Annotated in this window: 14 protein-coding genes; 10 read left to right on the plus strand and 4 right to left on the minus strand. The window is 68.0% G+C overall.

The features are described 5' to 3' along the window. Positions 1–59: 59 nt before the first annotated feature. The 3 genes from ACSFB7_RS09865 to ACSFB7_RS09875 form a co-directional block, all read right to left on the minus strand. Positions 60–1,091, minus strand: a complete 1,032-nt coding sequence (locus ACSFB7_RS09865) for a FecR domain-containing protein (RefSeq protein ID WP_435469456.1) — start codon at positions 1,089–1,091, stop codon at positions 60–62. Then, positions 1,088–1,594: a sigma-70 family RNA polymerase sigma factor gene (locus ACSFB7_RS09870; RefSeq protein ID WP_435469458.1), complete on the minus strand. Its 507-nt coding sequence runs from the start codon at positions 1,592–1,594 to the stop codon at positions 1,088–1,090. Before ACSFB7_RS09870 ends, ACSFB7_RS09865 begins: the two co-directional genes overlap by 4 nt. A gap of 132 nt (positions 1,595–1,726) precedes the next feature. After that, on the minus strand, positions 1,727–2,617 hold the full coding sequence (locus ACSFB7_RS09875; protein ID WP_435469460.1) for a LysR family transcriptional regulator: 891 nt from the start codon (positions 2,615–2,617) through the stop codon (positions 1,727–1,729). 76 nt (positions 2,618–2,693) lie between these two features. On the opposite strand from ACSFB7_RS09875, the gene ACSFB7_RS09880 reads away from it, so the two are divergent. The 6 genes from ACSFB7_RS09880 (at position 2,694) to ACSFB7_RS09905 (ending at position 8,219) form a co-directional block, all read left to right on the plus strand. After that, positions 2,694–3,566 (plus strand): HpcH/HpaI aldolase/citrate lyase family protein, encoded by an 873-nt coding sequence (locus ACSFB7_RS09880; RefSeq protein ID WP_435469462.1) that lies wholly within the window; start codon positions 2,694–2,696, stop codon positions 3,564–3,566. Positions 3,567–3,603: 37 nt separating this feature from the next. Beyond that, positions 3,604–4,596, plus strand: a complete 993-nt coding sequence (locus ACSFB7_RS09885; RefSeq protein WP_435469464.1) for a tripartite tricarboxylate transporter substrate binding protein — start codon at positions 3,604–3,606, stop codon at positions 4,594–4,596. Positions 4,597–4,614: 18 nt separating this feature from the next. Then, on the plus strand, positions 4,615–5,796 hold the full coding sequence (locus ACSFB7_RS09890; protein WP_435469466.1) for a CaiB/BaiF CoA transferase family protein: 1,182 nt from the start codon (positions 4,615–4,617) through the stop codon (positions 5,794–5,796). Further along, the gene (locus ACSFB7_RS09895; RefSeq protein ID WP_435469468.1) at positions 5,793–6,668 is read left to right on the plus strand and encodes an amidohydrolase family protein; all 876 of its coding nucleotides are present in this window, start codon (positions 5,793–5,795) and stop codon (positions 6,666–6,668) included. Before ACSFB7_RS09890 ends, ACSFB7_RS09895 begins: the two co-directional genes overlap by 4 nt. A 28-nt stretch (positions 6,669–6,696) precedes the next feature. Then, complete coding sequence (locus ACSFB7_RS09900) at positions 6,697–7,668, plus strand: Bug family tripartite tricarboxylate transporter substrate binding protein (RefSeq protein ID WP_435469470.1); 972 nt, start codon at positions 6,697–6,699, stop codon at positions 7,666–7,668. A 113-nt stretch (positions 7,669–7,781) separates the two neighbouring features. Then, on the plus strand, positions 7,782–8,219 hold the full coding sequence (locus ACSFB7_RS09905; protein ID WP_435469472.1) for a JAB domain-containing protein: 438 nt from the start codon (positions 7,782–7,784) through the stop codon (positions 8,217–8,219). A 30-nt stretch (positions 8,220–8,249) separates the two neighbouring features. Here ACSFB7_RS09905 and ACSFB7_RS09910 read toward each other — a convergent pair whose 3' ends face one another. Further along, complete coding sequence (locus tag ACSFB7_RS09910) at positions 8,250–9,185, minus strand: LysR family transcriptional regulator (protein WP_435469474.1); 936 nt, start codon at positions 9,183–9,185, stop codon at positions 8,250–8,252. Between the two features lie 117 nt (positions 9,186–9,302). Between ACSFB7_RS09910 and ACSFB7_RS09915 the strand changes: the two genes are divergently transcribed. Genes ACSFB7_RS09915 through ACSFB7_RS09930 form a run of 4 tightly spaced genes read left to right on the plus strand, consistent with a single transcriptional unit; the run spans position 9,303 to position 13,181 of the window. Beyond that, complete coding sequence (locus ACSFB7_RS09915; RefSeq protein WP_093246358.1) at positions 9,303–10,241, plus strand: dihydrodipicolinate synthase family protein; 939 nt, start codon at positions 9,303–9,305, stop codon at positions 10,239–10,241. A 53-nt stretch (positions 10,242–10,294) separates the two neighbouring features. Next, entirely contained in the window at positions 10,295–11,275 is a 981-nt protein-coding gene (locus tag ACSFB7_RS09920) for a Bug family tripartite tricarboxylate transporter substrate binding protein (protein ID WP_435469477.1), read from the plus strand. After that, positions 11,265–11,978 (plus strand): SDR family NAD(P)-dependent oxidoreductase, encoded by a 714-nt coding sequence (locus ACSFB7_RS09925; protein ID WP_435469479.1) that lies wholly within the window; start codon positions 11,265–11,267, stop codon positions 11,976–11,978. Before ACSFB7_RS09920 ends, ACSFB7_RS09925 begins: the two co-directional genes overlap by 11 nt. Before the next feature lie 36 nt (positions 11,979–12,014). After that, positions 12,015–13,181, plus strand: coding sequence for a mandelate racemase/muconate lactonizing enzyme family protein (locus ACSFB7_RS09930; protein ID WP_435469481.1), 1,167 nt, complete (start codon positions 12,015–12,017; stop codon positions 13,179–13,181). Positions 13,182–13,202: the final 21 nt, after the last annotated feature.

Consider the following 13,202-nt stretch of genomic DNA (forward strand, 5'->3'; position numbering starts at 1 on the left):
AAAGATGAAAGCCGGAACGAAAAGAATTTTGAAAACAGCAAGCTTGCGAGCACCAAAGCTCAGAGCGGGCCCAGCGTGACCCAGTAGCGCGTCATCGCGGACACACGCACCGGGAGCGAACGGGCGATCACCGCCAGTGCCTTGTCGGTGTCCTGGAGCGGGAACGCGCCTGACACGCGGAGGTCTTCCACCGCCGGGTCGCAGGCCAGCCGGCCACGGCGATAGCGCGACAGCTCGGCCACCACGTCGCCCAGCCGCCAGTCGTTCACCACGAGGCTGCCCTGCGCCCATTCAGCGGAAGCGGGGTCGGCCGACCGGGGCGCGTCGATGCGGCCGCGAACGAAGTCGACCTGCTGGCCGGCGCGCAGCACTACGGCCTGGCTGGGCGCTTCAGAGGCGCGGATTTCCACGGCGTCTTCCAGCACGGTCACAGCCGTCCGCTCGCCATCGCGCCGGACCGTGAAGCGGGTGCCGAGCGCGACGATGCGGCCGTCTTCGGTCTCGACCACGAAGGGCCGCGCATCCGCCTGCGCGCCGACGCGCAGGCCGCGATGCTTCGCGGTCTCGACCAGGATCTCGCCCTCCCGCAGCCGGACGACGCGGCTCGAAGCGTTCATCGCCACATCGACGGAAGTGCGCGTGTTCAGCAAGAGCTTCGAGCCGTCGGCCAGTTCGACCGACTGCTGCTCGCCGGTGCCCGTGCGATGGTCGGCCAGCCACGAACGCCAGCCGCCTTGCGCGTCGGTCGCCTGCCACGAGAGGTACGCCAGCGCACCGCCCGACGCCACGACGCCGATGCCGCGCAGCACGCGGCGCCGATCGGGCCGGGCCGCGCGCAGCGTGGACGCGGCAATGGGCCCCGGCACGCGCCGCAGGGTGGCCTGAATCGATTCGAGCCGTTGCCAGGCCCGCTGGTGATCGGGGTGCTGCTGGTGCCAGCGTTGCCACGCGGCCTCGTCGGCCTCGAGCACGTCGCCCGAGCACAGGCGCGCGTACCAGGCCACCGCCTCCTTGCGCACTTCGAGTTCGCTGCGGGCCGGCGGGCGCACGTCGCGCGCGTGGGCCGTCAATTCGGGCTGCTGCGTTCTCATGGTGCCAGCAGGTAGCAGTGCTCGATCGCCTTGAGCATGTAGTTGTTGACCGTGCGCACCGTCACGCCCAGGCGCCGGGCGATCTCGGCATAAGTGAGCCCGTCGAGCTGCGAGAGGATGAAGGCCTGCCGCACCGCCGGCTTCATGCCGTCGAGCATGGCGTCGATGGCGGTGAGGGCTTCGAGCACGATGGCCCGTGCTTCGAGCGACGGCATCTGCGGCTCGGGCAGTGCAGCCAGCGTGTCGAGGTAGGCCCGCTCGAGCGCGCGGCGCCGGTGGAAGTCGACCACCAGCCCATGCGCGATGGTCGCCAGGTACGCGCGGGGCTCGGTCGGCGCCACGGGCTCATGCTTGCTCAGCACGCGCACGAAGGTGTCGTGCGCAAGGTCGGCGGCGTTGTGCGAGCAGCCCAGCTTTCTGCGCAGCCACGCATGCAGCCACCCGTGATGGTCGCTGTACAACGCCTTCACTTGATGCTGCAACGCGAACTCGGCGGCCGACATGGCATTCCCACGCAGCCGGTCAAGCCGCAGTCAGAAGTTAATAAGAACTGTTCTCAATTATACAAAAGACCTCATGGCTGCGGATGAATGCCTGTTGTCTTCCCTTCCGTGGGCAGGGCGATCGCGGCGGCTTCACCTGCGCGCCGGCCCCTTTGCGGAGACGACGATCTCGGCGCTTTCGACAAAGCCCTGGATCAGCCGCAGGCGCGGCGATGCACGCTGCCACAGGATGCCGAAGCGGCGCGGCTCCGACGGCAGCGGCAACGGAATCTTCGTCACGCGCTGGCCTTCCAGCAGCGGCGATGCGATGTCGGGCACCAGCGAAACGCCCAGGCCGCGATCGACCATCATCGCGATGGCCAGCAACGAACTGAGTTCGAAGCGCTCCTGCGGCACGATGCCCGCGGCGCGCAGATAACGGTCGGCCTGCTTGCCGCCGCCGAGGTTGCGGTCGTAGCGGATCAGCGGCGAGGTTCTCAGCAGTTCATGCGGATCGCGCCGCGCCAGACGGCTCGGTGCCAGCAAGACGAGCGGCTCTTCGCGCAGCAGCGACCAGTCGAAGGTCTTGGCGAGCACATAGGGCGGGTACAGGCACACGGCCGCGTCGAGCTCGCCCTGCTGCACTGCCTTGTAGAGCGTGGCCGTCGTGCCCGATTGCAGAAAGACCTTGGCGCCCGGATGCGTCTTCACGAAGCGCGCGAGGATGTCCGGCAGCAGGCTGTGGATGGCCGTGTTGATGGTGCCGATGAGCAGTTCGCCGCCCGCCGCATCGCTGCCCAGCAGCGCCTTGATGTCGCCCACCTCCCGCAGCAGGTTGCGGGCCCGCTGCACCAGTTGGTGCCCCGCCTCGGTGGGCTGCACCGTGCGGCCGGCGCGCGCCAGCAGCGGCGCATTGAGTTCGCGCTCCAGCGTGCGGATCTGCTGGGCCACCGCCGCGGGCGTCAGGTCGAGGCGGCGCGCGGCCTCCGACATCGAGCCCGATTCCACCACCAGGAGAAAGCTGTGCAGGTAGGCCGTTTCCATGAAGATAAATTTCCTATCATCTGATCATAGAGAGCATATGTTTTTCTAATCTCATGAACTGCACACACTGCGGTACATGAGAAGCAAACTGTTCGTTCCCGGCACGCGCCCCGAGTTGTTCGCCAAGGCATTGGTCAGCGCGGCCGATGGCATCTGCCTCGACCTCGAAGACGCGGTCTCCGAGCCGCGCAAGAACGAGGCACGCGACACCGTGCGGCAACTGCTGCTGCAAGGCAGCGAGGCCGCCGCATCCGGCAAGACGCTGATCGTTCGCGTCAACGCCATGGACACGCCGCACTTCGCGCACGACGTGGCGGCGGCGGTGCAACCCGGCGTGCACCTGATCAACCTGCCGAAGCCGGAAAGCCCCGCGCATGTGCGCGCCGCCATTGAGGCGATCGAGCGCGCCGAACAGGCCAACGGCGTGCGCACGCCCGTCGGCCTGCTGCTGAACATCGAGGCGCCCGCCGCCTTGCGCACCGCGTCGCAACTCGCACTGGCCCATCCGCGCGTGGTGGGCCTGCAACTGGGCCTGGGCGACCTGTTCGAGCCGCTGGGCATTGCGCGGCGCGAGCCTGCAGCCATTCAGCAGGCGATGTTCGCGGTGCGCGTCGCAGCCGGCGAAGCGGGCATCTATGCCTACGACGGCGCCTTCGCCGACATCCGCGACGCCGACGGCTTCCGCGCCGAGGCCATGCTGTCGCGCAACCTCGGCTTTCTCGGAAAGACCTGCATCCACCCGAGCCAGATCGCGATCGCCAACGAGGTGTTCCGCCCCACCGACGAAGAAATCGCGCACGCATGCAAGGTGGTCGAGGCCGCCCGCGACGCCGATGCGAATGGCGTGGGCGCCTATGTCGTGGACGGAAAAATGATCGACATCCCCTTCGTGATCCGCGCGCGCGCCATCGTCGCGAGCGCGCGCAGCCTCGGCCTGCTGCCGGGCTGACCCTCTCGCTTCAAGAAAAAAACCGGAGACAAGACACATGCCCTCATCCCTTCGCCTGCGCGATCTAGCCCTTGCCATGGCCCTTCTTTCGGGCATTGGCCTGCCGGGCGCCAGCGCGTTCGCGCAGCCGCCCGCGTACCCGTCCAAGCCCGTCACCATCGTCGTGCCCTACCCGGCCGGCGGCTCGAACGACACCTTCGCGCGCCAGGTGGCCAAGGAACTGGGCGACGAACTCAAGCAGCCCGTGATCATCGACAACCGCCCCGGCGCGAGCGGCAACACCGGCACCGCGCAGGTCGCCAAGGCCACACCCGACGGCTACCTGCTGGTGGCCGTGTCTTCGAGCATGACGACCAACGCGGCCGTGCAATCGAAGCTCCCCTTCGATCCGGTCAAGGGCCTGGCGCCCGTGGCCATGTTCGCCAAGGGGCCGTTCATCGTCGCGGTCAACAACGACTTTCCGGCGAAGACCCCGGCCGAGCTGATCGCCGCCATCAAGGCGAAGCCGGGCCAGTACAACTACGCATCGTCGGGCTCGGGCAGCGTCAACCAGTTCGGCACCGAGCTGCTCAAGGCCAAGGTGGGCGACCTGCAGATCGCGCACATCCCCTACAAGGGCATGGGCCCGGCCGTGACCGACCTGATCGGCAACCAGACGCAGTTGCTGATCTCCAGCGGCCCTTCGCTGCTGCCAATGGTGCGCGCGGGCAAGCTGCGCGCCGTCGGCATCACGAGCCTGAAGGCCAGCCCGGTCGCGCCCGAACTCACTCCCATGTCCACGGCAGTGCCGGGCTACGAATTCGAACTCTGGTGGGGCCTGCTGGCGCCGGCCGGCACGCCGCCCGATGTGGTCGCCAAGCTCAACGGCGCCGTCAACCGCATCCTGGCCAAGCCCACGATCGCCGCCAACTTCCTGCGCGAAGGCGCCATCGCCACGCCGCTCACGCCGGCGCAGTTCGGCACCGTCATCGCCGACGACGTGGCGCGCTGGAAGACGCTGGCGCGACAACAGAACATCACAGCCGACTGAAGTTAGAAAGAAAGATCCATGAGCTTCGACGCCCCCCACGACGACACACGCCTGCCTGCGCGCGGCGGCCCGGCCGGGCCGTTGAGCGGCCTGCGCGTGCTCGATCTGAGCGCCTACATCGCGGGCCCGTACGGCTGCTCGCTGCTGGCCGACCAGGGCGCGGAAGTCATCAAGATCGAGCCGCCCATCGGCGACAACCTGCGCAAGTACCCTTCGACGCTGGAAGCCGAGAGCCGCGCGTTCATCGGTGTCAACCGCAGCAAGCTCGGCGTGGTGCTCGACCTGAAGAACGCGGACGACCTCGCCGCGCTGATGGCGCTGGTGCGCACGGCCGACGTGCTGGTGCACAACTTCCGGCCCAGCGTGCCGCCCCGGCTGGGCATCGCTTATGACCAACTGAAAACCGTCAATCCGCGCCTGATCTATTGCGGCGTTACCGGCTACGGCGAAACCGGACCGCTGCGCGAGAAGGCGGGCTACGACCAGGTGCTGCAGACCATGACCGGCATGTGCGCGCTGCAGGGCAAGCGCGGCGAGGCGCCCGAGATTCTTTATGGCTCGGTGGTCGACTACTACGCGGCCGCGCTGGTGGCCGCGGGCGTGGCCTCGGCGCTGTACGAGCGCGAGAAGAGCGGCCAGGGCCAGTACGTCGGCGTGTCGCTGTTGCGCTCGGCGCTCACGATGCAGTCGGCGCGCATGGTGTGGGCCGAGGGCGAGCCGAAGGACGTGGGGCGCGACATGCGTTCGGGCGGCATCACCGGCCTGCACCCCACCCGCGAGGGCTACATCTACATCTCGGCCAACACGCCGCATTTCTGGCAGGCGCTGTGCGCCAAGGTCGGCCTGCCCGAACTCGCGGCCGACGAACGCTACGACTCGGTGCGCAAGCGCGCTCAGCATTTCGCGGAGATCGTGCCGAAGCTGCGCACCGCGCTGGCTACGCGCACCGCGCTCGAATGGGAGGCGCTGTTCGGCGAAGATGTGCCCTGCTCCGCCGCGCGCACGGTCGAGGACATGTTCGACAACGAACAGGTGCTGGCCGAAGACATGGTCGCGACTTTCGCGCACCCCACGCTCGGCACGTACCGCGGCTTCACCCGCCCGGTGCAGTTCGGCCGCACGCCCGGCCCCGAGCCTTTTGCCGCGCCGACACTGGGACAGCACACCGACGCGGTGCTGGCAACGCGCAAGGCCCCATGAACGCGAGCGCCGCGTATCCCCACAGCAGCGGCACGCACAAGCCCATCGGCGTGGCGCCGGCAGGCGCCTGCGATGCGCACATGCACATCTACGACCGCCGCTTCGCGCAGTCCGGCTCACCGGATGCCATGGTCGATGGCGCCACCGTCGACGACTACCGCCTGCTGCAGCAGCGCATCGGCACGCAACGCACGGTCGTCGTGCAGCCGCGCGTTCACGGCACTGACAACAGCGTGACGCTGGCGGCCATCCGCTCGCTCGGCGCCGCGCATACGCGAGGCATCGCGGTGGTGCGGCCCGACGTGACCGATGCCGAACTCGAACGCCTGCACGCGGGCGGCATTCGCGGCATCCGCTTCACGCTCTACACGCCCACGCATGCGGCGACCGATTTCGCCATGGTCGAGCCCCTGGCGCAGCGCGTGCACGCGCTGGGCTGGCATGTGCAGTTGCACTGGAGCGCCGACCAGATCGTGGAACACGCGGCCTTGCTGGCACGCCTGCCCTGCACGATCGTGTTCGACCATCTCGCGCGGCTGCCCTTGCCCGATGCCGCATCGCATCCCGCGTTCAGTGTCGTCAGCCGGCTGCGCGACAACGGCCGCACGTGGATCAAGCTGTCCGGCGCTTACCTCGACTCCAAGGTGGGCGCAGCCGGCGGATATGCCGACACGACCGCCATCGCGCAGGCCTGGGTGCGACAGGCACCCGAGCGCGTGGTGTGGGGCAGCGACTGGCCGCACCCCACGGAGCCCATCGCCAAACCCGACGATGCGGTGCTGTTCGATCTGCTCAGCGAGTGGGTGCCCGATGCAGCCACGCGCCACCGCGTGCTGGTCGACAACCCGGCACGGCTCTACGACTTTTCCTGAAACCACAAAGACCGAGCGAGACATCCGAATGAAGACAAGAAGAAGACGCGTCCTGGCATCGATCGCGGCCCTGGCCGCCTGCGTGCCGCTGCTGGGCTGGGCTGCCGCATGGCCCGACAAGCCGATCCGCATGGTGGTGCCGTACGCGGCAGGCGGCGGCGCCGACAACACGGCACGCATCGTCGCGCAGCAGATGAGCATGGCGCTGGGCCAGCAGATCATCATCGACAACAAGCCGGGCGCGGGCGGCGTGATCGGTGCCGACAACGTGGCCAAGGCGCCCGGCGACGGCTACACGGTGCTCTACGACGCGTCGGCGTTCTCGGTCAATCCGTCGCTGCGCAAGCTGCCCTTCGACGCGGCCAAAGACTTCATTCCGGTGTCGCTGGTGGCCACCGCGCCGCAGATCCTCGTGGTGCCTGCCACCGCGCCATACAAGACGGTGGCCGAGTTCCTGGACTTCGCGCGCAAGAACCCCGGCAAGCTGAGCTTTGCCTCGGCGGGCGGCGGCACCGGCTCGCACCTGGCGGGCGAAGCGCTGAACGAGCAGGCGAAGATCAACCTGATGCACGTGCCCTACAAAGGCGGCGCGCCCGCGCTGACCGACGTGATGGGCGAGCAGGTGTCGGCCTACTTCGGCAACGCGGCATCGACCCTCGGCTATGTGCAGTCGGGCAAGCTGCGCGCACTGGCCGTGAGTTCGGCCAAGCGCGTGCCCACCTTGCCCGACACGCCGACGCTCGCCGAGTCGGGCCTGCCGGGCTACAACGTCGTCGAGTGGAACGGCGTGTTTCTGCCCAAGGGCACGCCGCCCGACATCGTGCAGAAGCTCGGTAAAGCAGTGCAGGCGGCGGTGAACGAATCCAAGGTCCGGCAGAAGCTGCTTCAGCTCGGACTCGAACCCGCAGGCACGACGCCCGAGGCGTTCTCGAAGTTCGTGCAGGACGAAACCGGCCGGGTCAGCGCGCTGGTGCGTGCGCGCAATATCCGGGTCGATTGATTCGCCGGCACGAAGATGAATCGAACGAGTGCGCCGGCACTTGATCGGCGCACTGCATGACAATCTCGCAGATCGATCAAATGCCCCGGGCAACACCGGGTGGGAGCAGCGAGATGGCGTATCTGAAAGAACTCAAGGTCACGTTCACGCGCAAGCGGGTGGACGACGACCTGCTGAGCAAGCCCGTGGACAGCCCGGAACAGGTGTTCGCGCTGTTCAAGGACATGCAGAACGAGACCAAGGAGAAGGTCGTCGTGCTGCATCTGAATCCGCAGCTGGAGATTCTTTCCTACGAGGTGGCGTCGATCGGATCGGCCACAGCAACGCTCATGGAACCCGTGGAGCTGTATCGCAACGCGATGCTTGCAAGGGCCAGTTCGCTGATCGTCGTGCACAACCATCCGTCAGGCAACTGCACGCCTTCACCCGCTGACATCAGCATTGCCGCGCGGCTGCACGAGCTGGGAACGATTCATTCGATGCCGCTGCAGGACTTCATCATCATCGGAGACGGGAAGTACACGAGCTTTCGGGAAGACGGACGGTTCTGACCTTGTTCAGCGGCGGTCCACAGGCCCGAATCAGCCGCGCGACACGCCGTCACCGACCAGCTCCCACAGCGCCTCGGCCACCGGCGCCATGTGCGCGGTCTGCCGGTACAGCCGGATGTCCACCGGCACCCGCCACGCGCCCGCGCCGGCATCCACCAGCGTGCCACTTCGCAGATCGTCCGCCACCAGGCTCATCGGCAACCACGCCAAGCCGCGCCCTTCGAGCGCCATCGTGCGCAGCAGCGCGGCATGGTGCGCGGTGAAGACCACCGACAGCGACGGCGCGAAGTCCTTGCCGAACTCGCTGTCCTGGATCGACCGCATGATCCGCCCCAGGCCCGATGCCTCGCTGTACGCCAGCACCGACGGCGCCTGGCCGCTGCCGAGCGCGTGCAGCGGCGCACCGTTCGCATCGGGCGCCGCGACCGGCACCAGCACGTCGTCGCTCAGGCGTTGCATCGGGTACTGCGCATCGTCCAGCCTGCCCGGCGCATCGGCATGGCCGTGGCACAGCACGAACTGCACGCGGCGCTGCAGCATCAGGTCTTCGCAGGCCAGGGAGCTGTCTGAGATCGTCTGGATCGGCCCCAGGGTCAGCCGGGCCTCGATGCTGCCCAGCCAGCGCGGAAAGAAGGTGAGCGACAGCACGTGCGTCGCCGCGAAGCTCAGGCTCGCGGCTGCGAGGTCATGCGCAGCCTTCGCCTTGATGCGGGCAGCTTCAAGGCCGGCCAGCACTTCCTGCAGCAGCGGCTGAAAGCGCTTGCCCGCCGCCGTCAGCGCTGTGGGGTGCGCGCTGCGGTCGAACAGGTCGACGCCCACCCACTCTTCCAGCGCCCGGATGTGGCGGCTGAACGCAGGCTGGGCGATGGCGCGGGCCTGCGCCGCGCGCGAGAAATTGCCGGTCTCGGCCAGGGCCAGGAAATCTTCCAGCCATTCGAGGTCGAGGGGTCGGTTGCCGGGGCCCATGCGCAGCGCGATCTGGTGGTTTGAATAGTTGTATGCGATTCGAGTATTGGACGGTTCGCACCCCGCCAGCAAAAGATGCACGCATTCCTGCACCTCGAACCACAACGGAGACACAGCATGCCTTCCATCGCGAATTATCGCGGGATCATTCCCGCCATTTCCTGCCCTTTCACCGCCGACCACCGCATCGACGAGCCGGCCTTGCGCAAGCTCGCTTCGTGGCTCGCGGGCCATGACGGCGTGGTGGCGATCATGACCAACGGCCACACCGGCGAAGTGTTTTCGCTGACCCCCACCGAGCGCGCCGAAGTGACCCGCATCGTTGCCGACGAGCTGCGCGGCCGCATGCCGGTGATCTCGTCCATCGTGTGCGAAGGGCTGGCCGAAGCCGCCGAGCATGCGCGCGCCGCGCAGGCCGCCGGTGCCGTGGCGCTCGACGTGATGCCGCCGCACCACTGGCTGCGCTTCGGTTTCACGCCGGGGCATGCGCTGCAGTACTTCGACGCCATCCACCGCGCCGCGCCAGAGCTTGACCTGGTCTGCCACGTGTACCCGGCATGGACGCGCGCCTCGTACTCGTCGCAGCTGCTGGCCGACCTGGCCCGCCTGCCCTACCTGCAGGCCTTCAAGGTCGGGCAGCGCGACATGAACAAGTACGCCCGCGACATCCAGGCAATCCGCGAGGCCGATGCGTCGAAGGCGATCCTCACCTGCCACGACGAGTACCTGCTGGCCTCGATGGTGCAAGGCGTCGATGGCGCGCTGGTCGGCTTCGCGACCTTCATTCCGCAACTCATCATCGACCTGTGGAATGCGGTGAAGGCCGGCGACCTGAAGAAGGCGATGGCGGTGCAGGCGCTCATCACGCCGCTGAAGGATGCGGTGTACGGCGGTGGTGAGCCGACCGGCGAAGCGCATGCGCGCATGAAGGGCGGCATGTACCTGGCCGGCGTGCTCGACAACGCCACGGTGCGCCCGCCGACCGAAGCGCCCAACGCGCGCGAAATGCAAGCGCTGCACGCGGCCGTGCAGCAGGCCGGCCTGTCCAGGCGCTGAGCGCCCGCCCGGCACGGCCCGGTCTTTCCGATAAACACAAGGAGACAAGAGACATGCAACGCCACCATTTCCTGCGCGCCGCGCAGGCCACGCTCATGGCCCTCGCGCTGGCCACGGCCGCCCCGGGCTTTGCCCAACAGACCTGGCCGAGCCGGCCGGTACGCATGGTGATCCCGTTTCCGCCGGGCGGCACGCTGGACACCATCGGCCGGCTGCTGGCGCAGAAGCTCGGCGAGCAGACGGGCCAGACCTTCATCGTCGAGAACCGGGCCGGCGGCAACGGCATCATCGGCGCCGACGTGGTGTCGAAGGCACCGGCGGATGGCTACACGCTGCTGTTCAACGCCTCGACCTTCACGACCGCGCCGATGACGATGAAGTCCGTGCCCTACGACGTGGTGAAAGACTTCGCGCCGGTGGCGCTGGTCGCCAAGGCGCCGCTGTCGGTGGCCATCAACAAGAACCTGCCGGTGACCGACGTGAAGTCGCTCATTGCCTATGCCAAGGCGCATCCGGGCAAGATGACTTTCGCGGTGGGCTCGATCGGCTCGGCCGGCCACCTGTCGACCGAACTGCTCAAGCGCGCGGGCGGTGGGCTCGACTACCTGATCGTGCCGTACAAGGGCACCGCGCCGGCCTTCCAGGATCTGATCGGCGGGCAGATCGACGGCTTCATCGACCCCATCCTCGGCTCGCTGCAGTACCAAAAGAGCGGCATGGTGAAGGTGATTGCCGTGACCTCGGCCGCGCGCGCCACAAGCCTGCCGAACGTGCCCACGGTGGCCGAGAGCATTCCGGGCTACGAGTTCTACAGCTGGTATGGCCTCTGGGGCCCGGCGAAGCTGCCGCCCGCCATCACGCAGCGGCTGAATGCCGAGGTCAACAAGGCATTGGGCACCGACATGCGCGAGACGCTCAATGCGCAGGGCCTGCTGCTCACGCCGGGCAGCGTCGACGACTTCGCCAGGTTCCAGGCGGCCGACATGGAGCGCTCGAAGAAGATCATTGTGGAAGGCCGCATCCATGTCGAATGAGGCCACCGCAGCACCGCATGCCGTGGTGACGGGCAGCAGCGGCGGCATCGGCCGCGCCATCGCATCGCACCTGCTGGCGCAAGGCTGGCGCGTGAGCGGGTTCGACCTGGCGGCGCCGACGCTGCTGTCGCAGGCGGGCTTCACGCATGCGACGGTGGACCTGTCGCAGCCCGAAGACATCGCGCGCGCCACGGCCACGCTCGGCGACGTCGACGCGCTGGTGCATGCGGCCGGCGTGCTGCGCGTGGGCCCGCTGGGCCGGCTCGACCATGCGGGCGGCGAGCTGATGTGGCGCCTGCACGTCGATGCCGCCACGCGGCTGGCCGATGCCCTCGTGCCCGCGATGGCCGCGCGCGGCACCGGTGGCCGCGTGGTGTTCGTCGGCAGCCGCGTCGCGCAAGGCATGCCCGGGCGCGGACAGTACGCCGCGACCAAGGCCGCGCTGATCGCGCTCGCGCGAAGCTGGGCGGCGGAAGTCGCCGACCGGGGCGTGACGATCAACGTGGTGTCGCCCGGCGCCACACAGACATCGATGCTGCAGGACCCCGCGCGCGCGGGCAGCGCGCCGCGCCTGCCGCCCATCGGCCGGCTGATCCAGCCGGAAGAAATCGCCGCGCTCGCCGGCTTCCTGCTTTCCCCATCCGCCGCCGCCATCACCGGGCAGGACATCGCCATCTGCGGTGGTGCGTCGCTGCACCGCTGAGTTTTTTTCTCTCTCTTTTTCCATCACAGACAGACCATGAAAATCGTCGACATCCGCGAGTCCACGCGCCCCATCAAGTCGGACATCCGCAACGCCTACATCGACTTCTCGAAGATGACCCTGAGCCTGGTGGCGGTGGTCACCGACGTGATCCGCGACGGCAAGCCCGTCGTCGGCTACGGCTTCAACTCCAACGGCCGCTATGGCCAGGGCGGACTGATCCGCGAGCGCTTTTTACCGCGCCTGCTCGAAGCCGATCCCGAATCGCTCATCGACGAGACGGGCGACAACCTCGATGCGCACAAGATCTGGGCCCGCATGATGATCAACGAGAAGCCCGGCGGCCACGGCGAGCGCTCGGTGGCCGTCGGCACCATCGACATGGCCGTGTGGGACGCGGTCGCCAAGATCGCCGGCAAGCCGCTCTACCAGTTGCTGGCCGAACGCTACGGCAACGGCACGCCCAACCCGCGCGTGTTCGTCTATGCGGCCGGCGGCTACTACCACCCGGGCAAGGGGCTGGAAGGGCTGCAGCGCGAGATGACCAGCTACCTGGAACGCGGCTACTCGGTGGTGAAGATGAAGATCGGCGGCGCCTCGCTCGCGGAAGATTGCGAGCGCATCGAGTCGGTGCTCAAGCTGCTGGGCCCCGGCCAGCAACTGGCGGTGGACGCCAACGGCCGCTTCGACCTGCCCACCGCCATCGACTACGGCCGCGCGCTGTCGCAGTACCCGCTGTTCTGGTACGAGGAAGCCGGTGACCCGCTCGACTACGAACTGCAGGCGAAGCTGGGCGAGGTGTATGCGGGTCCGATGGCCACGGGCGAGAACCTGTTCTCGATGCAGGACGCGCGCAACCTGATTCGCCACGGCGGCATGCGACCCGACCGCGACTGGCTGCAGTTCGACTGCGCGCTGAGCTACGGGCTGGTGGAGTACCTGCGCACGCTCGACATGCTGAAGGCGCACGGCTGGTCGCCCTCGCGCTGCATTCCGCATGGCGGCCACCAGATGTCGCTGGCGATTGCAGCGGGCCTCGGGCTCGGCGGCAACGAGAGCTACCCCGACCTGTTCCAGCCCTATGGCGGCTTCCCCGATGGCGTGAAGGTGGACAACGGCTACGTCACGCTGCCGCCGCTGCCGGGCATCGGCTTCGAGGGCAAGGCCGATCTGATTGCGGAGATGCGCGCCCTCGCGAGTTGAATGAAAGGATGAACGGTTGAA

The sequence above is a fragment of the Variovorax raffinosi genome, from assembly GCF_051216615.1.
Lineage (GTDB): Bacteria > Pseudomonadota > Gammaproteobacteria > Burkholderiales > Burkholderiaceae_C > Variovorax.

Bases quoted from the DNA above. Each gene is read 5' to 3' on its own strand.
- ACSFB7_RS09865 (WP_435469456.1), bottom strand. From the start codon at position 1,091: ATGAGAACGCAGCAGCCCGAATTGACGGCCCACGCGCGCGACGTGCGC.
- ACSFB7_RS09870 (WP_435469458.1), bottom strand. From the start codon at position 1,594: ATGTCGGCCGCCGAGTTCGCGTTGCAGCATCAAGTGAAGGCGTTGTAC.
- ACSFB7_RS09875 (WP_435469460.1), bottom strand. From the start codon at position 2,617: ATGGAAACGGCCTACCTGCACAGCTTTCTCCTGGTGGTGGAATCGGGC.
- ACSFB7_RS09880 (WP_435469462.1), top strand. From the start codon at position 2,694: ATGAGAAGCAAACTGTTCGTTCCCGGCACGCGCCCCGAGTTGTTCGCC.
- ACSFB7_RS09885 (WP_435469464.1), top strand. From the start codon at position 3,604: ATGCCCTCATCCCTTCGCCTGCGCGATCTAGCCCTTGCCATGGCCCTT.
- ACSFB7_RS09890 (WP_435469466.1), top strand. From the start codon at position 4,615: ATGAGCTTCGACGCCCCCCACGACGACACACGCCTGCCTGCGCGCGGC.
- ACSFB7_RS09895 (WP_435469468.1), top strand. From the start codon at position 5,793: ATGAACGCGAGCGCCGCGTATCCCCACAGCAGCGGCACGCACAAGCCC.
- ACSFB7_RS09900 (WP_435469470.1), top strand. From the start codon at position 6,697: ATGAAGACAAGAAGAAGACGCGTCCTGGCATCGATCGCGGCCCTGGCC.
- ACSFB7_RS09905 (WP_435469472.1), top strand. From the start codon at position 7,782: ATGGCGTATCTGAAAGAACTCAAGGTCACGTTCACGCGCAAGCGGGTG.
- ACSFB7_RS09910 (WP_435469474.1), bottom strand. From the start codon at position 9,185: ATGGGCCCCGGCAACCGACCCCTCGACCTCGAATGGCTGGAAGATTTC.
- ACSFB7_RS09915 (WP_093246358.1), top strand. From the start codon at position 9,303: ATGCCTTCCATCGCGAATTATCGCGGGATCATTCCCGCCATTTCCTGC.
- ACSFB7_RS09920 (WP_435469477.1), top strand. From the start codon at position 10,295: ATGCAACGCCACCATTTCCTGCGCGCCGCGCAGGCCACGCTCATGGCC.
- ACSFB7_RS09925 (WP_435469479.1), top strand. From the start codon at position 11,265: ATGTCGAATGAGGCCACCGCAGCACCGCATGCCGTGGTGACGGGCAGC.
- ACSFB7_RS09930 (WP_435469481.1), top strand. From the start codon at position 12,015: ATGAAAATCGTCGACATCCGCGAGTCCACGCGCCCCATCAAGTCGGAC.